This window comes from Pseudomonas sp. NMS19W (assembly GCF_051554255.1).
Classification (GTDB): domain Bacteria; phylum Pseudomonadota; class Gammaproteobacteria; order Pseudomonadales; family Pseudomonadaceae; genus Aquipseudomonas; species Aquipseudomonas kribbensis.
Map to the genome: position 1 here is coordinate 5,035,620 of NZ_CP136718.1, position 25,090 is coordinate 5,060,709.

Consider the following 25,090-nt stretch of genomic DNA (forward strand, 5'->3'; position numbering starts at 1 on the left):
ACTTACTCCGGATTTTATTGGATTTATGGCAGAGGCCGAGTTCGGCGAGTGTTTTGGGTGTTACTTGTTTTTTTGTTCGACTGGAGATCCTTACCCCCCTCCCCCAACCCTCCCGAAACGTCGGACCGCCCCCAAGGGGGAGAGGGGGAAAGGGAGCAGATCTCCATGTTTTTCAGATCCTGAGTTCGACTGGATATTTCAGGTCGATGTACTTCGAATGAACACCTCGGTCAGTCCCCTCTCCCTCTGGGAGAGGGTTAGGGTGAGGGCAGCGGTTCAACGGTGTGGAATAAGCAACTCCCGAACGTCACAGTCCCGCTCCACCACCTCCCCGGGCAACTTCAACCGCTGATCATCCAGATACCGGTAATCCTTGCGCGCCAGCGCCAGCTGACCGAAATCCAGCTCGACACTGAACCGCCCTTCCTCACGCCCGGCCTCGAACAGCACCGTGCCCAGCGGATCCACCAGCGCACTGCCGCCGGCGAACATCAACCCGTCATCCCCGGCTTCCACGCGGTTGACCATCAGCGCAAACGCCTGGTTTTCCTGGGCCCGTGCCATGATTGCGGTGCGGTGAGTCGGCCCGTACGGGTCCATGTTGCCGTTGGTGACGATCAGCAGTTCCGCGCCCAGTTGCGCCAGGGCACGGGCGGACTCCGGGAACTCGATGTCGTAGCAGATCAGCAAACCGACCCGCACACCGTTCCACAGGCACGTGGCATAGCGGTCGCCGGCCTCGAACACACCGCGATCCGAGGCCCAGAGGTGGGTCTTGCGGTATTTCAGGGCGATGCCTTCGGGGGTGATCAGCAGCGTGGTGTTGTAGAAGCGGCCGTTGTCGTTCTCGGCCATGCCGATCACCACGGCGACGTTGCGCTCGCGGGCTGCGGCCTGCACCGCGCTGACGGTCGGGCCGTCTACCGCTTCGGCGATCTGCGCCACGGTGTCGGCGGTCGGGAAGCCCATCAGGTGGGTCTCGGGGAACACGATCAGTTGCGTATCGGCCGGGCACTCGGCAATCGCCGCCAGGGCGCGTTCGAGGTTGTACGCCGTGTCTTTGTCACGGCCCGCCAGTTGGGCGAGTTCGACTTTCATGGGGAGTCCTTGTTATGAGCGCCGGGCGCCGAAAGATTGCCCGGCGGCTGTCTGTGGGCCAGTATGCTCGGCATTCGACCGGCCAGGGAATTACGCGGCCGGGGTAACCCGATAGGGGTAGAGGCATGACTGTTTCGTTTGACGACATCACCTGGCACCGCGCCGTCGGGCAGTTGATCGACGCCCTCGACAAGCCGAATTTCTGGGCGCAACTGGTGCGCCTGCTCGACCAGTACGTGTCGTTCGATAGCTGGGTGGCGCTGCTGTTCAGCGCCGACCGTCACCCGCAAGTGTTCGCCGAATGCCCGGGCGAAGACGGCAGTCCCGACCAGTTGTTCCAGGATTATCTGCGCGGGTTGTACCTGCTCGACCCGTTCTACATCGCTTGCCGCGAGCAATCGCGCACCGGGTTGTACCGCCTGTCGGAGGTCGCGCCGGAGCATTTCGAGCTGACCGAGTATTACCAGCGATACTTTCGTCTGAATGTGGTGGCCGACGAAATCCAGTTCAATTGCCAGCTCGAAGGCGACCGCACGCTGTGCCTGTCGCTGGGCAGCAAACAGCGTTTTAGTGGCGAGCAGATTGCCTTGCTGTCGCTGATCCAGCCGTGGGTGCTCGGCCTGTTGCGCCAGCGCCTGCCCTACGAAATCAATGAAATCGTCGCCCTCGCCCCGTCACCGGCGCAACCGGACTGGCGGGTGCAACTCGAAGCGTCGGTGCAGCAACTCAAGGGCGCCCAACTGACCGCCCGGGAACTGGATGTCGGGCGTTTGATGCTCAGCGGTTGCTCCAGTAAAGAAATCGCCCGTAAGCTGGAAATCTCTGTTGAAACCGTGAAAGTCCATAAGAAACACATGTACAGCAAGCTGGGGATCAAATCCCAGTCGGAGCTGTTTTCGATCTTCCTGCAGGCGCAGAACGCCTGACTGCCGCAAAAAAATCTGTCCGAACCAAGGAAACCGTATGAGCCTGTCACTCCTGAGCCGCTACGCCTTCTTTGCCGTCTGCGTGATTTTCACCCTCGCCAGCCTGCCCTTCCTCGAACACGACTGGCTGTGGCCGATCACCGCCGTCACCGGGGTGCTGAGCCTGCTCGGTCTGTTCGACCTGATGCAGAGCCCCCACGCGGTGCGCCGCAACTATCCGATCCTCGGCAACATCCGCTATCTGGTCGAGGGGATTCGCCCGGAAATCCGCCAGTACCTGCTGGAGTCCGACAGCGACGCCCTGCCCTTCTCCCGCGCCCAGCGCTCGCTGGTGTATTCGCGGGCCAAGAACGAAAGCGCCGACAAACCGTTCGGCACCCTGATCGACGTGTATCAGTCCGGTTTCGAGTTCATCGGCCACTCGATGCGCCCGGCGCCGCTGAGCGACCCGAACAGTTTTCGCGTGACCGTTGGCGGCCCGCAATGCACCCAGCCGTACTCGGCGTCGGTGTTCAACATCTCGGCCATGAGTTTTGGCTCCCTCAGCGCCAACGCGATCCGCGCGCTGAACCAGGGTGCGAAGCTCGGCAACTTCGCCCACGACACCGGCGAAGGCAGCATCAGCCCCTATCACCGCGAACACGGCGGCGACCTGACCTGGGAGCTGGGCAGCGGTTACTTCGGCTGCCGCACCAGCGACGGCCGTTTCGACCCGGAACGCTTCGCCGCCCAGGCGCAGACCCCGCAAGTGCGGATGATCGAAATCAAGATGAGCCAGGGCGCCAAACCCGGCCACGGCGGGATTCTGCCCAAGCACAAGGTCACCCAGGAAATCGCCGATACCCGTGGCATTTCCATGGGCGAAGACTGCATCTCGCCGTCCCGCCACAGCGCCTTCTCCACGCCGATCGAAATGATGCATTTCATCCAGCAACTGCGTGAGCTGTCCGGCGGCAAACCGGTGGGCTTCAAGTTCTGCCTCGGCCACCCGTGGGAGTTCATGGGCATCGCCAAGGCCATGCTGGAAACCGGCATCCTCCCGGACTTCATCGTGGTCGACGGCAAGGAAGGCGGCACCGGCGCCGCGCCCGTGGAGTTCACCGACCACATTGGCGTGCCGATGCGCGAGGGCCTGCTGTTCGTCCACAACACGCTGGTCGGTCTGAACCTGCGCGACAAGATCAAGCTCGGCGCCAGCGGCAAGATCGTCAGCGCCTTCGACATCGCCAGCGTGCTGGCCATCGGCGCCGACTGGGCCAACTCGGCGCGCGGTTTCATGTTCGCCATCGGCTGCATCCAGTCGCAAAGCTGCCACACCAACAAATGCCCGACCGGCGTCGCCACCCAGGACAACCTGCGCCAGCGTGCGCTGGTGGTGCCGGACAAGGCCCAGCGGGTCTACAACTTCCACCGCAATACGCTCAAGGCACTGGCGGAAATGCTCGCCGCGGCCGGCCTCGATCATCCGTCGCAACTGTCGGCCAAGCACCTGGTACGGCGCATGTCGGCCACCGAGATCAAACTGTTCTCGCAGCTGCATGTGTTCCTGAAACCGGGGGAACTGCTCACCGGGGAAGTGAACGGCGAGTTTTATTCGCGGATGTGGCAGATGGCGCGGGCGGACAGTTTTGAGCCGCAGGACATCGCGGCTGCCTAGCGGTAACGCTCACCAACTCAAGAGCCGACCATGGGGCGGCTCTTTCATGACGATGAAACCGTAATCGCCGATCAGATAGATGCGGTAATAGAGGCTGTCCACCAACGCGGGAAAACCCTGATAGCCGACGCGTGTGGCGTTACGCCGCTCGCGTTCGGCGACCACGTTGGTGATGCCGGCGGATGGCAGGTTTTCCGCGAGCATGAAGTAGTCGATGTTCAGCAGATAGCGCAGCACCGGCAGCTGTTTGAACGTGCCCGTCGCACTCGCCAGCCAGCGGTCAGAGTATGTGACCGAAATGTATATCCGCTTGGCATCGCGCAATTCACGATGGGAAGAAATGTCATGACTGAGGCTGTAGAGAGCGCTGCTGGCGAAGGTTTTTTCCATCGTCAGCACCCGCCCATAAGCGAAGGACAGCGACAGCGTGGCCAGAAGCGGAATCGCCAGCAACAGGGGCAACCGCGCGTGCAGCGACGTCAATCCGGTACAGGCCAGATAGAACAGCAACATCAGCAGCACGCCGAACCCCATCAGGGTTCGCGCACCTTCGTTGAAGTCGCGAAAAAACAGTGTCATTCCGGGGACCAGCAACACAATCAGCGGCACAGCCAGCAGGCAGCCAAAACTCAGGAGCAGTCCCTTTGAGGCTGGTTCCGGGCGAAGGCGAATTTGCCGTCCCATTCGCACACCACCGAATAAAGCACACATCAGCAACACGACGAACACTGCCGTGTAGCCACCGTGAAACAACAGCGCCACCTTCTCCAGGACCCGGCCAGAATTGATGCTGATCTGCAACAGTGGATCAGCACTGAAGTCGAGCAATTCGGTACGCGTGAAATCCGTGAACGGATAGGCCGTGACCGCGTAGATCGACACGCCCAGCACCAATTGCGCCAGCCGCCAGCCTGATTGGCGCCAGAGCTCATCCCATGGCACTCGCGCGTTAACATGCCGGAGCAACTCCACACAACACAGTCCAAGAAACACATTGAGGCTGATCTGATACAGCCCGATCGCCAGCGCCAGCAACACCGAAGGCATCAGCCATCGCTGTATCCGGGAAGTGCCGCCAAACGTGATCGCGTAAATCACCGCGACCAGACTCAGGGCCATGCCGGCCCCGTCGTATTGATAGGACAGGTTCTGCAACAGGAACGGGTTGTACCAGAGCGGCAAAGGCACCAGACAACAGGCCAGGGTCGGTTCGGGGAAATAGTGAAAGGTCAGTCGGGTCAGGGCCAATGACATCGCCAGCGTGGCGAGCAACAGCGGCAAGGGAAAGATGTTCGGCGCAGCGCCCGTGAACGTCAGCGCTTTATACAGCCAGTCCATGAACAGGCGCCCCTGCCCGGCCCAGACATTGCCGGCGGCCAGGGTGCGCCAGTTGTCGTCGATGTAGGGGAAGTCGGCGAGGAGCAGCGGCAGGATGTACAGCATCGCGGCGAGCAGAAAGAACAGCACGACCTGACGGCGGCCGAGTTCTCGTACGAGAAAATCGCTCATCCTCATACCGGCGCCTCTGTTCACTGCAGTGCGGGAAACTGCGTCTATAAAGCTTGGAACATGGCACGAAGCCAGAGGTCGTTTTTTACGATGGTTTCAGACAAGCGGCCTCAATCTCCCGCCCATAAAAAAGCCCCGGCCAATCGTTATTCCCCCCGTCTCAAAATACATAATTAGGGGATTTTCAGCTTTTCTAAATCAATACCCCTCTCCGAGGGGTATTTTTTTGCTCTGCGAACGTGAAAGCCATACCGTGATCTAGCATGGTATGTAGACGACGTTCAATCCGGCGGAGGCATGCGAACCGTTGGGGACGTGGATGACTACCAGAGTCTAGTCAGCGCGACGCGCAGGTTTTTAGCCGAGCTTTGAATCAACCTTGTTGCTCGTATTGTTCGGCCTGCCGACCGTGTCATACGCTGCGAGTGCTTGCATTAAATTGTTTCGCGCCTCACGACCCATCGATTGGAGCAATGTTATGCCTACCGGTTACTACTTGGCGTGCCTCGAAACCCACCGTTATGTTTGAGCGGGCACGCTGGCCGAGACAATATCCGCTCTCGACGCAGATCTCGAATCCAGCTTCTGCCTGGCTCATCGCGGAAAGTCGCTCGTTGTGATCAGCGAGACGCATCAGATCATCGGGGAGAGACAAGAATGGGGGCTTTGATCTGGAGATTGCTAAGGTAGAGCAGACCTCATGTTTTTGACGGTTAAATCTCGCGTTTACACTGACGCCACCGGCGTCTACACAGAGCTTCCTGCGCTGCTTACGCCCAGCGGCGTGTTGGAGCCGTTACTCGATTATTACCTTTACCGCAGTCATGATCGCAGTCTGACCTGGATGACGAAGGTGGCTCGCTCAGTTCGAATGTTCCTCGAATACCTACAAACGAATCCCGAGGAACGCGACAGCTATAGGCTCTTTCAGAATTTCGCTCAGCGCCTATACACAGGGACATTCGACCGAGAGACAGGTCTCGACCCAAGCGAACTATGCTGGGCTCCGCGATCTCCTCAAGATGCTTCGCACATTATCACCCACCTGACCGACCTCTTCGACTGGCTCGGCGATATGCGCCCCGATGCTGCGAAAGTAAACCCTCGATATGCGGGGGGCACGTTCGACCAACAAACTGAAGAGGCCGCTTACCAGTACCGGCGCAGTAAGGCTTTCCTTGGCCACACTTGGGCAGCAAACGCATCCCCAGTCGAGACCGGGCACCGCGTGCGAGGTAGACGCCTGCTCAAAGTGGAAAAATCTGAACCGCCAGCTTTTCCGGATGAGCGCTTTGAGGAACTACTGGACAAGGGATTCTGCGTTGGCGGACGCTATGACTATCGCGGCATGCTTATAACGTTATTACTGCATGGCGCCGGCTTTCGTGAGTCGGAGCCTTTCCACCTCTATATTCCTGACGTGATCTCTGAGCCTGCCAATAGGAGCAAAGCGAAGGTTCTCATCCACCATCCAACGTATGGTTCAGCACCTGGAGATTGGCGCGATGAGCGGGGACGGCCGCGTAAAGGTAATCGAGCGGAGTACCTTGCCCACCAATTCAGTCTCGTTCCCCGCACTGATCTAATGAACCATCGTCACGCCGGCTGGAAAGGCGGCACGCACGATGGTCCCTACTACAAGCAGGCATATTGGTTCCTGCCTGAGTATGGCGAGTGGTTCCTGAATCTTTGGCATTGCTACCTAGAACAAGTGGTGCGCGTCGAACGCGACCACCCCTTCGCCTTCATTAACCTTGGGCGCGAGCCCGTCGGTGCAATGTACACACTCGCCCAATACAACAAGGCGCATGCCGCCGCCTGCGAGCGCATTGGCCTGTCAGTTGGCAAGGCTTTGGGCACGACGCCGCACGGGCATCGTCACGCCTATGGACGCCGATTGAGTAACGCCGGTATAGACAAATCGCTCATCCGACGATTCATGCATCACGCCTCCCTGGAAAGCCAGGATGTGTACACACAGGCGAACGCCCGTGAGGCCCTTGCAGCACTGGAAGCAGCAGCCCAGCTGCTGCGGGCCAAACACACCGGTACATTCTCTGCATCTGACTTGTTGTCGCCTGATATTGAACTCAACGACTGAGGGACTCCCATGACTAACAAGAAAGAAACCGTCCCCAGTCCCGCCACCTTTTCAACCTCAAAAATAGTAGGACTTACACGCGAAACGGACGCCACGCTTGGCTGGGTTGAACGTGATTATCCGCAATTGATAGTCTGGCGCAGCTTGGCTATGGACTGGCTAAAGGGCGAGATAACGGCCGTCAGCGACAAACTGAACGGATTGGCTGTTTTCTTAGAGCGTTTTCTTATCCAACAGAATCTTCCACTCGATCCAGCGATAATTCTATCGAGAGATTCGGTTTTGCCTGACTTTTACCGTGTGGCGTGCCCCGACTCTGTAAGAGGTGTTAAGTACAACAACATTATTCACACGTTTCTGAACTTCGTTCTCCTCCGAGATTTCAGTGAGCTAGGAAACAACGATCAGCCGGTGGTCTCACGCGCTTTCCGCAATCCAGTACCCCGTCTCACGATCGCGGGCCTGCCTAAGCGCGACGAAAGCGTGCATTCACCGTTGCCATACGGTTACATCGAGGAACTGCGACAAATACTTGCCGCTGGGCCGAATTTCCGTGACTGGAAGTGGGCCCAGAATGGACTTGGCGAAGTAGCCGGCTTGTGCGGGCCCGGCGGGCCTGCCTGGTTCGAAGTGACCGAGAGCCAAATTGATCGAAGCGACCCGGATTGCGTATGGCGTGAGCGCTCGGTAAACAACAAGAGGCGTTTGGAAATTTGGAGTCCGGTTCGCTGGGTGGCGCTGTTGGTCAAACTAATCTTGCCGCTCCGTACCGTACAGATCCGCATGCTTGACTCGGGCGAATCTGATACTTGGCGCTACGCGTCGAAGAGTTGGAGGCTGAACGACAGCCGGCTCGCCCGGGGCAGTGAGCTCAGGCCACTTCAACAAGGTGTATTTCGACGAGACAGGCCTCTTGCTGATGGCGAAGGAGTTCCTGTCGTGCTGTATATCAACACCAACAAGACCGCCGATATCGCCAAACACGGTCTTGAAAAAGGCTATTTGCTTCCATGGTCCCTCGGCGGCCCAGTACATCAGGACGTGTTCTATTGGCTTGAAAAACTGCGCAACTGGCAAGAAAAATACAACCCAATCTCAAAACGTACATCTTGGACTCAGTTAGATGGCCGTCATATCAAGGCAAAGAGTAACCTGCAATTGGCGGGTTATTCTGATACTTGCTTTCTATTCCGTCTGTCGGAGGCACGGGCGAGCGAACGTCATCTTCCGTTGACCCAGGATTCATTAGATAAACCTTGGTTAAACCTGCTTGAGGCACTCGAGTTTCGACTGAAGAGTCGAGGTGAAACACATTGCAATGGACAACCAATACGATTTCTCCCGCCTCTAGAAGAGCGGAAGATATCCTCGAAGAAAACTCTTTTTCCTTTGCATAGCCTACGGGTCTCACTTATAACCGCGCTCGCTCTTGAGGGGCAAGTGCCGTTCCCCATCCTTCAAAAGCTTGTGGGCCACAGTCGTTTGTTGATGACGTTGTACTACACCAAGCCTGGTGCGACGTATATCAATGATGTATTGCTTAAGGCATTAGGACGATTGGAAGCGAACAAAGAAGCGAGCATTCAAAACTTTCTTCTGGACACCGAATATGGCGAACTTTTAGAAAAGGCTATCTGCAACAGCGTGTCCAGTATTGCCGCAGCTATTCCCCAGCATCCGGCTTCACGGAACGCAGTCGGTTGGATGCCAATGCATCACGGGGTGTTTAGTAGGCGGCAACACCAGCGAAATCGAAGATAATAACTCGGTGGGCGGATGCTACAACGGTGGTCCTCAAATCGGATCACCTTGTTTGAACAAACATGGCCCCGTGCCGGGCGGTAGCAGAAACTGCGTACGTTGCCGCTGGTTCGTGACTGAGCCGCATCATTTGCCTGCAATGACCGCTCATTTCAATACACTTGCCTATCACTTCGACGAGGCGCGTAATGCTTGTATTGCCCACGAAAAAACGCTGCAAGACCTGAAAAAACAGAAAGCCGACGCAGAAGAGGAAGACCAACCGTTTGCGCGGATCGACGCATACCGGCAGGCAGAGCGAATGTGGGAAAAAAGCTTGAAACGCTTTAGCGATCTTGCTGAGGACTTGGTAGCCTGCTGGCGTCTCATCGAACGCTGTAAGGTCGCCCTTGATGCGCCGCTTGGCGACGGTACGCAACTGATTGCCGCTGGCACAGTGGGTGATGTGAGTATTGTCTTCGAGGAGACTGAATCGGAGTTGCTCCAACTAGTGGGCGTATGCGAAAGCGTTGAGATTTACCCCGATCTAGAACCGGGTAAGGCGGTGTTTCGTCGCAGTCAATTGCTTGATGCGGTCCTTTACCGCGATAACCTGTCACCCATGTTCATGCTATTAAGCGAGCAAGAGCAACTTCTCGCCGGCAACGCTTTTATACGCCACCTTGCGCAGAAAATGAATCCGGAAAATCCTACGCTTGGCCAACGCCAAGTGATTAATTTGATTGATGCTGGTGTGAACCTAAGTACCCACTTCGACTTAGATCTTGCTACGTTGCTAACGCCCACAGAAACCCCTCAGGCGGCTTCTGCCAAGCACCGAATCCTAGTAGGAGGCGAGAAATGAATGGCAAAACGGAAATTCACCCGGATGCGATCTTAGAGTCGCTACTAGCTAAAGGCGGGCGTTCGAATCGACGCTCAAACCTGGCGAAAGTGCACGAGCTTTGCCGCAAGCAGTATGAAGCTAACTCCCGAGACTTTTCGTTACCAGCCATCGGCCGTCTGGCCGAAGCTGACAACGTCATAAAGGGGCGAGCGCTTTATAACGCCCAATCCGCAGATTATCGAGAACTCATCGAAGCCTGGGCAGCCTACGCTGGGCCGCCTGTTCCCAAGCCAGTAAAGATGCTCGCTAGCCACGAATATCTGATGCGAATTGAAGATCCAGCTATCCGCTCCATCATGCAAACCATCATTGCCGAAAGAGACAAACTCAAGGCACAACTCAATACCCTGAAGGGAAACACGCAAGTAACTGTGGACCGACGTCCACACGCTATGACTATAAAGACTGCTTCTAAATTGCAGCTAGATACGGAGCTCGCTCTTTCCGCACATTTGACGCCATCTGAGCGTGAAGCCCTGAAGAAGGCCGCGTCGCCGGACTTCTTAGAGGAGCGTGGGCTCCGGGAAGGGAGCCACGGCGAAGTAGTCAATTTTTACGGTCGGACCATATTTGACGTGGGCTTTTTACGTGCGATTCGCAAGGTACTTGGCGAATGACTAACTGAGGTAAATTACAAAGACTTACACACTCATCTGCGTACGACCTAATAATAAAATTGCCTCAGAATTAACTACTAATCTTCGCGGCTGTACTCTGTAGCAAAGCGTATATGGATTATGCTCATAGCTACCGACTGAACAAGCGATGGATAAATACATTTGCTTGAACCTCGGCTTAGAGTGATTCCGAAACAGAAGCTTACGAACTGAAACTTCCGAAAGGAAGGTTGCGAGAGGTACCTTACTGGCGGGTGCTGAGCCAAGCGATATACGGACGCGAAGGACCACACCCCACCTAGCTATGATAAGGCAGTGCCATCGGTCGGTACCATCGCAGTGATGTAGATGTTCCGGACATCGTTTTTTATGCCACCCGCATACGAACCCCGATAGGTTCACTCAGCGGCTAGAAGAGATGCTAAAGGAGCCGTAGCACCTTGCTCGCGGCGCAAGGTGGTAGGCAAGGGGCAGAAGGTACGCAGGTGATGAGGAGGCGTATTGGCCAAATAATTCCAATCTACCGTGCTGAACCTCAGGGCTGTAAATCATAGATAACGAATGGTAGCATTGTGACGCTATGAAAATTTCTCAAGGAATTAGAGATGGCCAAAAACAAAAAAAACAAGCCGACTGCACTATTGCAATCCCCGCTTGGTAGTAAAATCATCACGGCACTGTCGTTGGCGCTCTTAATCTCTGAAATTATAAGTTCACATATCAAAAAGTCTCGAAATTTATTATTTCGTAAGCCTCAAGCACTAAAGCTATTGCGCAATAATTTAACTAAATCTTTTTTAATTATTAACGTATTTTCAAAGAGTACGGCATTGCAAGCTGTCTGATTTTTGATTGGTCTTTTTAAATAAATATGGGGAGTGCATTCTATGGCTGAACAAATGACCCAACTTCAATACGGTGCGCTTCCTAGAGTATTTTACAACGACTCGGAGCCAGATCTTAAACTATTTGAGTCCATTTGGAAGGAAACAGGCCTTAATTTTCGTAGGCTTAAAGCGCTTGTTCGACTGGATAATAACTCTCCTGCAAATGATGTTGAAAAGATAAAGCTGTTTGCTGCTCTCTGCAATAAAATTGAATGGCGTCGAAGTTGGTATGCAGATTTTAAGTTAAGAAAGAAAGGAATACCGAGGTATTTATCTTTACTTGTAGGGTCGCTTGTAAAAAGAAGCCAGCCAGATTTAGATACAAAGGGAGATGCTCTTTCGGTATTTTTTATGAAATCGGTCGAGGGCAAGATTTACCCAAAGCCAGAAAAAGTATCAGAGATGGCGGATGTTTTATCCGGTCTATTTGTCGACAATCCTAGGGAAACTGCTTTATTTACATGGACACTATTTGAACGAAGCTTCTTGTCGTCAAAAACGAGGGGGGGCAGTCGGCCGACGAAGAATTAAAGAGTTTTCCACAGCTTTTATTAGATAGTTTGATTGAGAAAGGATGTGACGAACTAGTTAAGTTAATAACTCCTATCGACTCGAACGAAAAAAAGATAGAGATTGAAAGGCAAGTTATTGCAAAGAGCGGCATTAAAAAGAAACCCTTAGAGGGAGAGCAGATCAGCGTCCCGAAGATAGTAGGTGATGACCCTGAGTTAAGTTCTGCAAAAAGCCAGCTCGCAGCAATTTCTCTGCAATGCAGCAAAGAACTCGACATCAAACGTAAGTTTTTATTAAATTTATGTGCAGAACTAACTGACACTGGCGTCATTCCGACGGTCTCAAAGAAGATTCGCGTAAAACTGGATGACTTAGAGCAATTAGCAGAAACGTCAAAAGCTCAGGTTAGAAACATCTGCGACTTTATATTCTTGAGGATGTCAGCGCTAGAAGTTATCAAGCCATTTCCGAAGCCCTGGTTAGATTTTGAGCTCCCTACTACAAAAGAAGCAGAGAGTTTAAATCTCAATCAAAAATTTGAACATCTAAACAAACTGATTCGACTAGATAGTTCTCTTTTAGAATTGTCTTCTGCAACCATCGATAAATATCGGGACCAGTTACAGCACCCTCTAAGTTTAAATCTAGCTGATGCAGTAAGAGATATTGATCTAAAGCTGGCGCAGATGGTGCGTTATGATGATATTTATACAAAGCTACTAGATGCGGTTAAATATTTATCTGCAGTGAGCATGGATGCCGAATGGATCGCCACAGACGATTTAAGGATGGACGAATATTGGCCTTCAATAGCTTTAATTAACTTGGAAAAGTCTCCCTTGATGATTTGACATGGATGTATTGTAGGAAGGCTTTAGATGTTGACTATGAATCCGTGTCGAAATCTGCAATTCAAACTCTTTTATCGTCACTCAATGATAGCTTTATTGACGTATGTAGTAAGCTCTTTTTGCTGGAGGCGTATCAACTTGAAAGGATGACTGTTGATGCTGAAGAGCTATATCCTGCTGCAGTTCTAACACAGCTTTTCAAATTTCTAATAGCTGTAAAAAATCACGATGAACGTAAATTTGATTTTTGGTCGAGCTGGCCGCTGCAATACTATGCCAAAGATCCAGGAGACACCAGCAACCCGCCTTTAGATCGATTGGTTTCAGCGATTTTTACTGAAAGCGCGGAGGATGGTGGCTTAGGAGTAATAAATGAGTTAAATGAAATTGCAAGTGAAATAGCTATACAAGAAAAGACTGACGTCTTGAATGTTACCGAAATCGCTTGGCGTGAGCTTGAAAATCTACTTCAATATCGAGCTCATGGTGATGGTAACTATGCCGCACTTTGGAAAACTGCTTATAAGGACTGCATTGAGGGGTTAAAGCATTTTACTCAAGGCTCTGATCTTTATCACTGCGCGCTAGGTATATCATCTGCTATAGATAATATTGATATTAACGCCAGATATTCTCAATGGTTAAAAGTACTACAGCACTCCGTTTACTCCGAGTCGCAATATGAGGCCGCCACAAAAGTTTATGTTGCTGGAAGACTTGCAAAGATAAGGGATTGGTGTGACCGATTTGGCGTGCAGCCATTGGAGAGTTTGAGTTCGCGCCATTCCTTAAGAGATATTCTGAATTCTATAGAATACAATGTAGAAAAAAACAAGCTCCAAGCCTGGGTTAATTTTGTAGCGAAAAAACTGAGCATCGATAGCTATGAACAGCTTGAACGCCGTTCAGACGAGCAAGATCAAGGTTATATAATAAGCGCAGCCGTCACTGTGGATATGCCTCGGTCTTATTTAGATAGACTTTCAGGCGCTCATCCTAGTTGGAAGAAAATAGTTTCTGACCATTTGGCTAGCTTGGCTGGTTCTTGTGCGCCGACAAACCTTTGGGGCTTCTATCGCGCGGAAAAGTCTCTAGAGGCTCAAGAACATCTATTGATGAAATATCCTGGCGACATTCCTGAAGCTGATACGCGGGTGCTGATCCAAGATCTACATTTGAATTCCTTGAAGCTTGCAGTAAAAATTTCTGATCTAAGAACGCTCTTTTCAAGTTGCTCCGCAGATCAACAAATAACATTGTTGCAACGCAAAATGGATTTGGCGTTCGAAGCAAAAGAATGGACTAAATGCGAATTAAACATTGGAGTAGCGACCAATCTAGTTACAACGCTTGAAAGAAAGAAGCAGGAGGAGGCAGAAAGAGCGCTGTTAATTAGAGATATAGTTTCGTTTGGTGGTGAAGTTGTCGGCAACGAAGATAACCTTGAGTTGGCAGTAAAGTTAGATGATTTAGTAAGTCGCTCTACGAATAGACGTATACATATCAATGTTCTTTTAACCTTTTCTGAAACGAAAAATCTTTCTACTCTTCTTAGTGACGAGTCGGCGAGAGTCGCGAAAGAGTTATGCGCGCCGAGTTTATTGCCATCGGCAGAGGATTCAGATTTTCTCGCGGAAATTTGGGGGGCGTTATTAAATCCTATTTCGGAGCAATTAAAACGCCCCCAGATTTTAGTGCCTAGTTACAAGAGCATGCTGGAATTGTTGGCATTCCATTGCATAGGTGCAATGTCAAATGTTGATTCTATATTTAGCAGAAATGATGGGTTTACCTCCGCATGTATAGATTGTGGCGCGTCATTAGATGAGGCTGGATCAGTTGACGAGCTTTCAATAATTATAAGAAAATTCTCAGCGGATGCTGGTCTTTTGAGCTTGGCTGAAGCATTAGATAATTTAGTAAGTGGAGATCATGACTATAGCTTCGACAACCAGCTCAATGTAGTAGATGCGACACCAGCCCCAAATTTCCCGGACACTTCGTCCGAATCAAGCTCGTCCGAAATATTAGATCTTGGAAAAATAATAACTCTTGTCAACGCCTGGCTCCGTCGGCATGTTCAGATCATAGGCAAAACTAAATCAAGCTATCATGATGCAATGCATGAGCGTGAATGGGTACAAGGTCTAGCAATAAGTTACGCTGCCGTTACTGATGCGTCTCCATTAGGTTTTGATACCAGCAAAGCAGAACGGGACGCTTTTTTAGCAGCAGTCATTTGTGCATTAAACTTACCAGAAGCCGTTGCGGAGTCGGAATCGCCGTTGGCCATAGGACTATTGACCACTTATGCAGACGCAGGGCCCGTACAGTGGGCTCATACACAGAAGGGTAAACTTGGAAGTTCGCTAATACTTGATGCTCTCGGATATGTGTTCTTGCGATGGGCGAATAGAGAGTTTTCAGATACTGGCGGTGGAAAAAACGAATTTCGTAATGCTTTGGGATCTGCTATCCGACAGTTAGGAGAACAAACATCTGGAGGAATCGTGCCGCGGCGCGAGGCGCTCGTTTTGTTTGGTTACGCTCCAAACAATGACTTTCCGTCTGCTCCGGTGCTTAAACTGCTGTGGGACGCTTTTACCGGCGATAAGCAGCAAGCGGAAGTCAGAGCGGGATTGATGCTCCTATTATTCAAGATCGGGCTTTACCGCCATGTAGGGCTTTGCTTTACATTTTCTCCGATAGATATAGAGAGACGGCTTGCGTTAGCATATTCGCAATTATTACAGAACTCTGACTCCATACAGGGACGAGAAACGCTTGAAAATATACGTGGCGCATCTCAAGCTAAACCCTTTGTTATATTTGCACAATCTGTCTTAACTTCATTGAGTCGAAACCAAGGTCTTCCAGCGGAAATTGAATTTTCTTCACCTCTTGAACGTTCAGCCAATAAAAAAGCCTGGGTCGGTGTATTAACAATAACACCGCGTTCGATAAACCCACCCCTTGATATCGAAATTGAATTGCCAGGGGATGGTTTAATAACATTTAGTAACGGCAGGAAAAAGCTACGGTTTAGTGGGCCGTTTTTTGAGCCTAGAGAAGAACGTGTAGAGTTATCAATCAACTCTCCAGAACTGCGGTCAACTACAGTAAGAGCTAGATGCGAGTTCGTTACTATTGAAGAAAAGCACGTAGTAGCGGATGTGGATTTGGTGTTGGCAGTTGCAACACTAACACCATTTACTCCGGTTAGCTCGGAGTTCTTAGAAAAGTCTTTTTCAGGATTTCCCCAATTTCAAATGCGGGGACTTAGCTATGTGCCTCGTGATGCAGACGAAAAGCGTATTGAGTCTACTCTCTTCAATAATGAAAGGGCTGGTAGCGTGTGGATTTCAAGTCCTCGGAGGTCTGGTAAAACGACCATGCTATTCAGGATTTTGGATGGGTTTTCACATAAAGTTGGGAGAGATAACGCTATAATTTTCTTGTCCATGGACAAGGGTTTTCAAACTGTTAAGGACTTCAATCATTGGCTATGGTCGCGAGTTCAATCTAACGATGAAAACGCTGAGCTAAGGGATCTTATTGAAGACTTCTCCAGGATTGGCGAGCGACTTCCATTTGATGCGGGTGCGGATGTATTTATTTCCGCGCTCGCCAAAGAGATTTTATCCAAGTCCAAGACACTTACACGTGTTTATTTTCTGATCGATGAGATTGATAAGCTGGCCGAGATGAGCTTATCTAAGGGAGATGCTAAGAATGTCGCCAATGAAATAACATGGCAGTTCAGGCATATAATTTCCTCGCAACCTAATATCGGCATGGTGTTCTGCGGTTCTAATCCTGCACGAACTATGTTTGTTCGCAACCCTGAAGCGGCGCTTTACAATAGTATCCAAAACTTTGATCTCACTCCTTTCGGAATGGGAAGTGACCTTGAGAAACGGCGTTCTAGAGAAATTGTTGAACCCGCACAGTTGAGAGGTAGGTATAAGGTTCCAGATAAAACCTTGGAGTTTTTAATCAAGGTTACCGCTGGCATACCTTATTATATGAAGCTAGTCGCTGGAGCTACATACGCAGTTTCTCAACAAACGTATTTGATGAACTCCGACGTTATTCATGGGCTCACCTCGCTACTTGAAAAGTCTACCGGTGTCACTGCACTGGATAGCTTAGATGATCCAGGGGAAGACGAACTTCGCGTACTTTACTCTCGCGAAGAACGAGATCAGATGTTGATAAGGGCCGTATTATATGCTGCAGCCGATATAAGAAGTCCGGTTTCCGGCGGGACATTAATGGTTGGTGAGTTGCGGTCGGAGCGATCGCCATTGGTCGCTCGGTACAATCTATCTCGGGCGGACATTACTTCCGGTGTTGAAAGTGCTATCCAATTGGGATATTTAAAACGCCATAAGGAATTAGCTGCGTTAGAATTCAGCATACCGATGTTAGGGGAATCAATTAGACATCGCTCTGGAGCTTTGTGGGCCATTATCAATGACAAGCTGGAACAATTGGTGAGTGTATGACAAGTACTATCGTGCCTAACTCTTCTATTTTGGTAGCTCGTCGTATAGTAACCTCTTGGGCTGGAAAGAGTAATGTCGTGTTGGTCGCTCCGCCACTGTCCGACTCGATATCTATTTTTGACTATTTGTCTGACGCTAAATTTTACGGTGATTGCGGATTAGATCCGAACAAACCCGCGGTAGCTCGATTTCGTGCAGGTCGCATTGAGAATGCTGAGTCTTTCATCCGTGGTGTTATCTGCCAATGGGACCCCAACGGCTTAATAGCGGTTAGCGGCAATGATATTGGCGGCGATCTACGTAAAGTCGTAAAGCATCTCAGGGATAATGGTCGCTTCCCAATTTTAATAATAGAAGCTTTTCACCAGGCTGTTACAGCACTTACATGGGATGTCGGGACTGCTCTTCGCCAGCTTGAACACAACTATGAACTTAGGACGGTTGTGGAACTACCCGTAAAACTGAGTACTTTACGATCAAGATGGGCTGTAGAAAAAGACGGGCGAACATTCCTTGCCTCTGAGTTTGGTCAAGGGCATACGACTTTGTTTTTAGGCGGCTATCAATATTCAGAAGTGGAGTCGGTCGCATCTTCGCTGAAGCTAGATAGCTGGAAGTGTGAAATGGTTTTCGAATTGTCAGGAGGCATACCTGATCTAACAAACTGGCTAATAAGAGAGTCCCAATATTGTCAAACGCCCGCTGAATTGCTGGATTGTGCGGAGGCGGGGGCTGAGGATATATGTTATAGATTTTTTAAATGGTTGGATGCCCCTTTTGAGCGTTCGTTTACTCGTACTATTGCATCGATGTATAACAACGAATCGATGGAGAAAGTTTTTGCCACGTTGAATTATCATGACTGGAAAAGTTTTTTACTAAAATCTGATGGCACTTTAATCTCTAAACTCATAGGTCATGCCGCAGTTAACAAGCTGCTAGTAGATGCACACCTGAATATTGCCGATAATCTTAAGCTTCCGAGCGAGACAGAAAAACTATTAGACGACTCGAAGATCAATACTGGGGGTGAAATTGAAACCATTGTTGTAGCCGCTACATGCTGGGGAGTAAAATATGGAGGTATTAACTCTTTCAATTTAGAGTTTTGCAGATCGCTGATTACTAGCAAAAGCAAGAATAGGCAGGTGATCTGTATTGTCCCGACACAAAAAGACATTTTTGAGCCTGCTGGTAACGTTGAGATATTGCCTCTCAGGTTAGACGCTGGTAGTGAGTTTTACGAGTTTGATGTTAAGCTCGCATTAGATCTGCTACATGGTAGAACTATAAGTTACGTTGTGGGTCATGATTTAAAGACTGGTGATTTTGCGTGCTCTTTAGCTACAAAATTAGGTGCCAGATCTATTGCGTTTTGCCACATGTCTTATGCTGCTTACTACTCCATGATGAACTCATCGGAAGAAAGCGAAGCTAAAGTTGAGAAGCAACGGCAACTATTGGGGCGCGCAGATATTGTTGTTGGGGTGGGACCTAAGTTAGTCAAACATGCTAAGTCTCTTCTCAGGATAGTTTCTTCAAAGGCTCAGCTATTCGAATACGTTCCTAGTTTACTTCAAGTCCAGCCTGCTGGTTCTCCTCGTGATATTCCATGTATTACGTATATAGGTCGTTTAGGTCAAGGTTCGGAGTTGGTTAAGCAGGGGCTATTGGCTGTGACCGCAATTGGGGTCGCGATAAAGGAATGTAAATCTCGAGATGTATTGGTGCGCGTTATCGGAAGTGCTGATGCGGATGACGAGAACCAATTCAAGGACGTCGTAAATGAAAAGGCTGAAAGACTTGTAAGTACGGAGTTTTTAAAGTTTAGCGAGTCGAGGGCGGACACCTTACGATATATACTCGATAGTAGCATCGTTGTTATGCCATCTGTCCATGATGGATTCGGGTTAGTGGGCTGGGAGGCAATTTCATTAGGTATCCCTTTAGTTATTTCCGAGAATACTGGGCTCTATGAGTACTTAACAGACGTGGGGCTTCAAGGTTACGTGGGGGGCGTAGATATTTCAGGGAGCATGGGAGAACCTAGGATTAATGACGTCGAGTCGCTTTCAAAACAAATAATGGTAAAGCTTAAGGACCCTCAAAAAGCACACTACGATGCTGCATTTCTTCTATCAAAAATCGTCGAGCTGAAACTTGATCCAATTCAAAGATTCAGTGATTACCTAGATGGCTTAAATTAGTGTCTATTACTACTTCGGGTGACGGAAGGATGGTGACTATTTACTACGATTCCTGACGTCCCCAGCCCTTTGCTAAGCGGCTAACCGCAGAAATTGTCTACGGCGAATACTTAAGTTAATCACTCGACTTGGTTCTGTAGGATGCGAGGCATGCTGGTAGCAGACTTGGCGTCCAGCTTTGCCATTTCATCAAGCCCTATCTTACTCGGGCTTTTGGGCGGCTAGCGTCAGGTCAGCACGCCCCCCGCCCCGCCCCAATTAGAAGCGCTGGCATTGCTGCCAGCGTCTAATAGTTCTGATGCCATACGATGTATTTATACATTTTAAGGTATTTATGCTATGACTCTGTTCCGTATGGATATTCTAGTTAATCGTTGTAACTATGTATCGTTAGGGTATGAGTCTTTTAGACCGGGGCTTTCAGGTTTCAGCAATGGCGATTTACGACGCCGAACGTACCGCGCCTTGCGACGCATCGGTCGGTTGCAGCTTGAACACGTAGAACAGAACGGTCAGCAGCACCAGGAACGCCGGGCCGACATACAACGCCACGCGGGTATCCGGGAAGTACGCCATCAGGCCCACCACCAGCACCAGGAACGCCAGCGCCAGATAGGAACTGACCGGGAACAGCCACATCTTGTACTTCAGGCCGGCGCGTTCGCTGGCGCTCAGGCCTTTGCGGAATTTCAGCTGGGCCAGCAGGATCATCACCCAGGTCCAGATCGCGCCGAAGGTGGCGATCGAGGTCACCCAGACGAAGACTTTTTCCGGCACCAGATAGTTCAGCAGCACACCCAGCAGCAGGGCGAAGATCGACAGCAGCAACGCCCGACGCGGCACGCCGTTGGAGGTCTTGGCGAAGGCGGCAGGTGCCTGTCCGTTCTGCGCCAGGCTGTAGAGCATGCGCCCGGTGCTGAAGATGCCGCCGTTGCACGACGACAGCGCGGCGGTGATCACCACGAAGTTGATGATGCCGGCGGCGGTCTTGATGCCCAGACGTTCGAAAGTCATCACGAACGGGCTGCCCTGCGTGCCGATTTCATTCCACGGGTAGATCGACAAAATCACGAACAGTGCGCCGACGTAGAACAGCAGAATCCGCCAGAACACCGAGCCGATGGCACCGGGAATGGTCTTCTGCGGGTTCTTCGCTTCACCGGCGGTCAGACCGATCATTTCCACGCCCAGGTAGGCGAACATCACCATCTGCAGCGACATCAACACACCCGTCACGCCGTTGGGCATGAAGCCGCCATGGGTCCACAGATTGGAAATCCCCAGCGCCACACCGTCGTTACCGAAACCGAACGCGATGATGCCGATGCCGCCGAGCACCATGGCGATGATGGTGACGATCTTGATCAGGGCGAACCAGAATTCGAACTCACCGAAAGCCTTCACCGCGATCAGGTTGATCGAGCCCATGCTGACCAGCGCCGCCAGCGCCCAGATCCAGCGCGGCACATCGGGGAACCAGATGCCCATGTACACCGCCACTGCGGTGATTTCCGCGACGCAGGTCACCAGCCACAGAAACCAGTAGTTCCAGCCGGTGAGAAAGCCTGCCAGCGGGCCGAGATAATCCTGTGCGTAACGGCTGAAGGAACCGGCCACCGGGTTGTGCACGGCCATCTCGCCGAGGGCGCGCATGATCACCAGGATCGCCAGGCCACCGATGATGTAGGACAGCATGATTGCCGGGCCGGCCATTTCGATGGCCTTGGCCGAACCGAGGAACAGACCGACACCGATACAGGCGCCGAGCGCCATCAGACGGATATGCCGTTCGCCGAGTTCGCGTTTGAGTGGACCGCCGTTCGCGGTCTCGCCATGGGGCGGGTGATTGCCGACTGGCATGGGGGACTTCCTCGTCTTGTTATTGGATAGACCACCGAGTGTCGAAGCGTCGGCCGATAAGCCCCGGCTTCCCGACACCGCGCCGGCCTCGTGGGCGGACGCGTCCTTCAGGTCCGGGCCTGAGGATCAGCGGGGCTGGCAGTATAAAAAGCTTCCAGCAGGATATTTCACTCTAAAAACCGACTTATTCAGCGACAAGCATCGTTATAAATCGGCATTTCGAGATAAACACTCCTGAAAAAACCGGATTATTCACTGCCGAAATGGGCGCCGAGTATTGCACAGCAATGGTGCAGCGTCATGCCCCTACCCAAGTCGTATTTACCCGCGAACCGCTCTGATCCGCGCCTTTTCAAGACCTGCACACGCACTGCTGCCGGATTGCCCCCTGCGCAGATTTGTTCAGGGTCGAAGCTTCACAATTTTTTCACCCCCGCCAACCACCGACTAAGCTTCAGTCAAGTCCGATCAATCTGCGTGAATGGATCAATCGACTATGGGCGCTTTGTGGCAAACCGATTCGAGTGAAAAAGTGGTTCCGACTGAACGTGTGGATGAAGCGCCTGTCCCTGAGAAACCCCGTCGTAACCGGCATGGGTGGAAGGCTTTCTGGCTGTTGCTGGTGATCATTGCGATTGTGGTGGGCCTGGCCGCGATGAAGGAAATGCGCACCTCGCGTTTTCAATCCCGCGAGGTCAGCCAGTACGCCGCCAAATTGACCTATGAACTGCAACCGGGCCCCAGCGAAGCCATTCGTTATCCGGGCAACGGGCCATTCGATCTGCGTCTGGGTTACAGCTCGCTGGACGAGTTCCTGCCACGACTGCTCAAGCGCAATTACGTGATCACCGAACAGACGCGCTTCTCGCCGGCGCTGCTCGGCTATACCGACAAGGGCCTGTTCGTGCCCTACTCCGAGAAAATCCAGGCCGGGCTGTCGATCACCGATTGCCGCGCCGCACCGCTGTATCAGTACAACTATCCACAGCAGCTGTATTCGAGTTTCGAGTCGATCCCGCCGGTGGTGGTCAACAGCCTGCTGTTCATCGAAAACCGCTTCCTGCTCGACCCCAAACAACCGCTGGCCAACCCGGCGGTGGACTGGCCGCGCTTCGGCATGGCCGCGTGGTCGCAAGTCGCCAAGCTCCTGCACCTGCCAGGTCAGTCGGCGGGCGGCAGCACCCTGGCCACGCAACTGGAAAAGTATCGCCACTCGCCCGACGGGCTGACGGTGAACGGTGCCGAGAAAATCCGCCAGATGATTTCCGCCAGCGTGCGCGCCTATCAGGCCGGCCCGGATACCTTGCCGGCGCGGCGCAACATCATTCGTGACTACCTCAACAGCGTGCCGTTGTCGGCGGTGCCGGGGCACGGCGAAGTCCACGGCATGGCCGAAGGCCTGCGGGTCTGGTACGGCGCCGATTTCAATGAAGCCAACAAGACGCTCGCCAGCTCCGCGACCGATCCCAAGACCCTGGCGGACAAGGGCCTGGCCCTGCGGGAAATGCTCTCGCTGATGATCGCCCAACGCCGTCCTTCGCATTACCTGACCAAGGGCCGGGAAGAGCTGGCCGACCTCACCGACAGCCATCTGCGGCTGCTCAAGCAGAATGGCGTGATCGACAACGCGCTGGCCGATGCCGCCCTCGCGAGCAAGGTCAATTACCGCGACTGGCAAACCCAGCCGACCATTCAGCCGATCGAAACCAACAAAGGCATCAGCGTCGCCCGCAGCCGGTTGGCTTCGATGCTCAATCGTCCGCTGTACGACCTCGACCGCCTCGACCTCTCGGCCACCAGCACCCTGCAAGGCGAGCTGCAAACCCAGGCCACGGCCTACCTGAAAAAACTCGCCGACCCGGCCTACGCCGCCGAAATCGGCCTGCTCGGCGAACGCCTGTTGACGCCCACCAGCACCACCCAGGTGCGCTACAGCTTCACCCTGTTCGAACTGACCCCGGATGGTTCGCGGGTGCGGGTGCAGACCGACAGCACCGACCAGCCGTTCGACATCAACGAAGGCAGCAAACTGGAACTGGGCTCCACGGCGAAGATGCGGGTGCTGACCACCTACCTGCAAATCATCTCCGAGCTGCATGACAAGTACGGCGCCATGAGCGTGCCGGAACTGAAGAAAGTCGACGTGCCGGATCAGGATCGTCTGACCCAGTGGGTGATCGATTACCTGATCCAGAACAAGGATCACGACCTGTCGAAGATGCTCGGCGCAGCCCTCGACCGCAAATATTCCGCCAGCCCCGGGGAGGCGTTTTTCACCGGCGGTGGCCTGCACGTGTTCCACAACTTCCGCAAGGAAGACAACGGCCGCATGCCGACTCTGCGCGATGCCCTGCGCGAGTCGATCAACCTGCCGTTCATTCGCCTGATGCGCGATCTGGTGCGCTACACCACCTACTCCGGCCCCAACAACAGCGCCGAACTGCTCAAGGATGACCGCGACCCCCGGCGTCAGGAATATCTGGCTTCGTTCGCCGACCGCGAAGGCACTTCATTCCTGCTCAAGTTCTGGAAAAAGTACAAGAACAAGGACACCCAGGCCCGCCTCGACACCTTTCTCGACAGCATGCGCCCGACGCCGATCCGCATGGCCGCCGTGCACCGTTATCTGCTGCCCAACGCCAGCCAGGAAGACTTCAACAGCTTTGTCCGCTCGCATCTGAAGGGCGTGAAAATCACCGAAAAACTCACCGATGAACGCCTGGAACGCCTCTACCTCGCCTACGGCCCCGGCACCTACGATTTGCCGGATCAAGGCTTCATCGCCAAGGTCCACCCGCTGGACCTGTGGCTGATCGGCTACCTGCTCAACCACCCGGACGCGACCTGGGGCCAGATCGTCAAGGCCAGCCAGTTCGAACGTCAGGAAGTCTACAGCTGGCTGTTCAAGAGCAAACACAAGGGCGCCCGGGACAGCCGCATCCGCACCATGCTCGAGATCGAAGCCTTCCTCGACATCCATCAGCGCTGGCAGAAAGTCGGTTACCCGTTCGATCATCTGGTGCCTTCGCTGGCCACCGCCATCGGCAGCTCCGGCGACCGACCTGCCGCGCTGGCCGAGTTGATCGGCACCATTCTGAACGACGGTGTGCGCATGCCGACCCTGCGCATCGACAGCCTGCATTTTGCTGCCGGCACGCCATACGAAACGAAACTGGTCAATGACCCTCACGTCGGCAAACGGGTGATGCCGTCGGAAGTGGCCACTGCCATGCGCGAGGCACTGTCGCAAGTGGTGGACTCGGGAACCGCCAAACGTGTTTCCGGCAGTTTCAAACTGAACGATGGCACACCGCTGACCATGGGCGGAAAAACCGGTACGGGCGACAACCGCATCGAGGCCATCGGTTCCGGCGGGCGCATTTTGAGTTCCAAGTCGATCAACCGCACGGCGACCTTCGTGTTTTACATCGGCGATCACCATTTCGGCACGCTCACCGCGTTTGTTCCGGGACGCTCGGCGGAGAACTTCAAATTCACCTCGGCCCTGCCGGTGCAGGTGCTCAAGGGCATGGCACCGATCCTGATGCCGTATCTGCAACCGGGCAGCGACTCACAATGCCGGCCACCGCAAGTTCCCCAGGTGGCTCTGATGAACCTGCCATCGCGTAACCCTGATTGAAGTTGTGGAGGCAATAATTAATTGTTTTATGCATTCCAATATTCAATGTTTCACCTGCCAGACTCGCAC

Annotated in this window: 15 protein-coding genes; 12 read left to right on the forward strand and 3 right to left on the reverse strand. The window is 52.7% G+C overall.

Going from position 1 to position 25,090, the window contains the following annotated elements:
- Nucleotides 1-276: 276 nt before the first annotated feature.
- Nucleotides 277-1,098 (reverse strand): carbon-nitrogen hydrolase family protein, encoded by an 822-nt coding sequence (locus tag R1A29_RS23045; RefSeq protein ID WP_438299681.1) that lies wholly within the window; start codon nucleotides 1,096-1,098, stop codon nucleotides 277-279.
- A 125-nt stretch (nucleotides 1,099-1,223) separates the two neighbouring features.
- On the opposite strand from R1A29_RS23045, the gene R1A29_RS23050 reads away from it, so the two are divergent.
- A complete protein-coding gene (locus R1A29_RS23050) occupies nucleotides 1,224-2,024 on the forward strand; it encodes a response regulator transcription factor (protein ID WP_438299682.1) in 801 nt (266 codons plus the stop codon).
- 37 nt (nucleotides 2,025-2,061) lie between these two features.
- A complete protein-coding gene (locus R1A29_RS23055; RefSeq protein ID WP_438299683.1) occupies nucleotides 2,062-3,681 on the forward strand; it encodes an FMN-binding glutamate synthase family protein in 1,620 nt (539 codons plus the stop codon).
- Between the two features lie 9 nt (nucleotides 3,682-3,690).
- Here the strand turns inward: R1A29_RS23055 and R1A29_RS23060 are convergent, their stop codons facing one another.
- Nucleotides 3,691-5,196, reverse strand: coding sequence for a glucosyltransferase domain-containing protein (locus R1A29_RS23060; RefSeq protein ID WP_438299684.1), 1,506 nt, complete (start codon nucleotides 5,194-5,196; stop codon nucleotides 3,691-3,693).
- A gap of 694 nt (nucleotides 5,197-5,890) precedes the next feature.
- Here R1A29_RS23060 and gmtY point away from each other — a divergent pair.
- From gmtY to R1A29_RS23105, 9 genes are all read left to right on the forward strand, one after another.
- Nucleotides 5,891-7,291, forward strand: a complete 1,401-nt coding sequence (gene gmtY / locus R1A29_RS23065; RefSeq protein ID WP_438299685.1) for a gamma-mobile-trio recombinase GmtY — start codon at nucleotides 5,891-5,893, stop codon at nucleotides 7,289-7,291.
- Nucleotides 7,292-7,300: 9 nt separating this feature from the next.
- Nucleotides 7,301-9,052, forward strand: coding sequence for a gamma-mobile-trio integrase GmtZ (gmtZ, locus tag R1A29_RS23070; protein WP_438299686.1), 1,752 nt, complete (start codon nucleotides 7,301-7,303; stop codon nucleotides 9,050-9,052).
- 52 nt (nucleotides 9,053-9,104) lie between these two features.
- Nucleotides 9,105-9,896, forward strand: a complete 792-nt coding sequence (locus tag R1A29_RS23075; protein ID WP_438299687.1) for a hypothetical protein — start codon at nucleotides 9,105-9,107, stop codon at nucleotides 9,894-9,896.
- Entirely contained in the window at nucleotides 9,893-10,555 is a 663-nt protein-coding gene (gene gmtX / locus R1A29_RS23080) for a gamma-mobile-trio protein GmtX (RefSeq protein ID WP_438299688.1), read from the forward strand. The genes R1A29_RS23075 and gmtX overlap by 4 nt, the downstream gene beginning before the upstream one ends.
- A gap of 605 nt (nucleotides 10,556-11,160) precedes the next feature.
- The gene (locus tag R1A29_RS23085; protein ID WP_438299689.1) at nucleotides 11,161-11,400 is read left to right on the forward strand and encodes a hypothetical protein; all 240 of its coding nucleotides are present in this window, start codon (nucleotides 11,161-11,163) and stop codon (nucleotides 11,398-11,400) included.
- 42 nt (nucleotides 11,401-11,442) lie between these two features.
- Nucleotides 11,443-11,973 (forward strand): hypothetical protein, encoded by a 531-nt coding sequence (locus tag R1A29_RS23090; protein ID WP_438299690.1) that lies wholly within the window; start codon nucleotides 11,443-11,445, stop codon nucleotides 11,971-11,973.
- A 29-nt stretch (nucleotides 11,974-12,002) separates the two neighbouring features.
- A complete protein-coding gene (locus tag R1A29_RS23095) occupies nucleotides 12,003-12,806 on the forward strand; it encodes a hypothetical protein (protein WP_438299691.1) in 804 nt (267 codons plus the stop codon).
- Between the two features lie 44 nt (nucleotides 12,807-12,850).
- The gene (locus R1A29_RS23100; protein ID WP_438299692.1) at nucleotides 12,851-17,314 is read left to right on the forward strand and encodes a hypothetical protein; all 4,464 of its coding nucleotides are present in this window, start codon (nucleotides 12,851-12,853) and stop codon (nucleotides 17,312-17,314) included.
- Between the two features lie 77 nt (nucleotides 17,315-17,391).
- Nucleotides 17,392-19,521 (forward strand): glycosyltransferase family 4 protein, encoded by a 2,130-nt coding sequence (locus R1A29_RS23105; RefSeq protein WP_438299694.1) that lies wholly within the window; start codon nucleotides 17,392-17,394, stop codon nucleotides 19,519-19,521.
- Between the two features lie 441 nt (nucleotides 19,522-19,962).
- On the opposite strand, the gene R1A29_RS23110 is transcribed toward R1A29_RS23105, so the two are convergent.
- Nucleotides 19,963-21,381: an amino acid permease gene (locus R1A29_RS23110; protein ID WP_085709436.1), complete on the reverse strand. Its 1,419-nt coding sequence runs from the start codon at nucleotides 21,379-21,381 to the stop codon at nucleotides 19,963-19,965.
- Nucleotides 21,382-21,877: 496 nt separating this feature from the next.
- Between R1A29_RS23110 and R1A29_RS23115 the strand changes: the two genes are divergently transcribed.
- Nucleotides 21,878-25,021 carry a transglycosylase domain-containing protein gene (locus R1A29_RS23115; protein ID WP_438299695.1) on the forward strand — a complete coding sequence of 1,048 codons (3,144 nt, stop codon included), beginning with the start codon at nucleotides 21,878-21,880 and terminating at the stop codon, nucleotides 25,019-25,021.
- Nucleotides 25,022-25,090 lie beyond the last annotated feature (69 nt).

Excerpts from the sequence above, each read along its gene's own strand:
- R1A29_RS23045 (WP_438299681.1), bottom strand. The coding sequence starts at position 1,098 with ATGAAAGTCGAACTCGCCCAACTGGCGGGCCGTGACAAAGACACGGCG.
- R1A29_RS23050 (WP_438299682.1), top strand. The coding sequence starts at position 1,224 with ATGACTGTTTCGTTTGACGACATCACCTGGCACCGCGCCGTCGGGCAG.
- R1A29_RS23055 (WP_438299683.1), top strand. The coding sequence starts at position 2,062 with ATGAGCCTGTCACTCCTGAGCCGCTACGCCTTCTTTGCCGTCTGCGTG.
- R1A29_RS23060 (WP_438299684.1), bottom strand. The coding sequence starts at position 5,196 with ATGAGGATGAGCGATTTTCTCGTACGAGAACTCGGCCGCCGTCAGGTC.
- gmtY (WP_438299685.1), top strand. The coding sequence starts at position 5,891 with ATGTTTTTGACGGTTAAATCTCGCGTTTACACTGACGCCACCGGCGTC.
- gmtZ (WP_438299686.1), top strand. The coding sequence starts at position 7,301 with ATGACTAACAAGAAAGAAACCGTCCCCAGTCCCGCCACCTTTTCAACC.
- gmtX (WP_438299688.1), top strand. The coding sequence starts at position 9,893 with ATGAATGGCAAAACGGAAATTCACCCGGATGCGATCTTAGAGTCGCTA.
- R1A29_RS23085 (WP_438299689.1), top strand. The coding sequence starts at position 11,161 with ATGGCCAAAAACAAAAAAAACAAGCCGACTGCACTATTGCAATCCCCG.
- R1A29_RS23090 (WP_438299690.1), top strand. The coding sequence starts at position 11,443 with ATGGCTGAACAAATGACCCAACTTCAATACGGTGCGCTTCCTAGAGTA.
- R1A29_RS23110 (WP_085709436.1), bottom strand. The coding sequence starts at position 21,381 with ATGCCAGTCGGCAATCACCCGCCCCATGGCGAGACCGCGAACGGCGGT.
- R1A29_RS23115 (WP_438299695.1), top strand. The coding sequence starts at position 21,878 with ATGGGCGCTTTGTGGCAAACCGATTCGAGTGAAAAAGTGGTTCCGACT.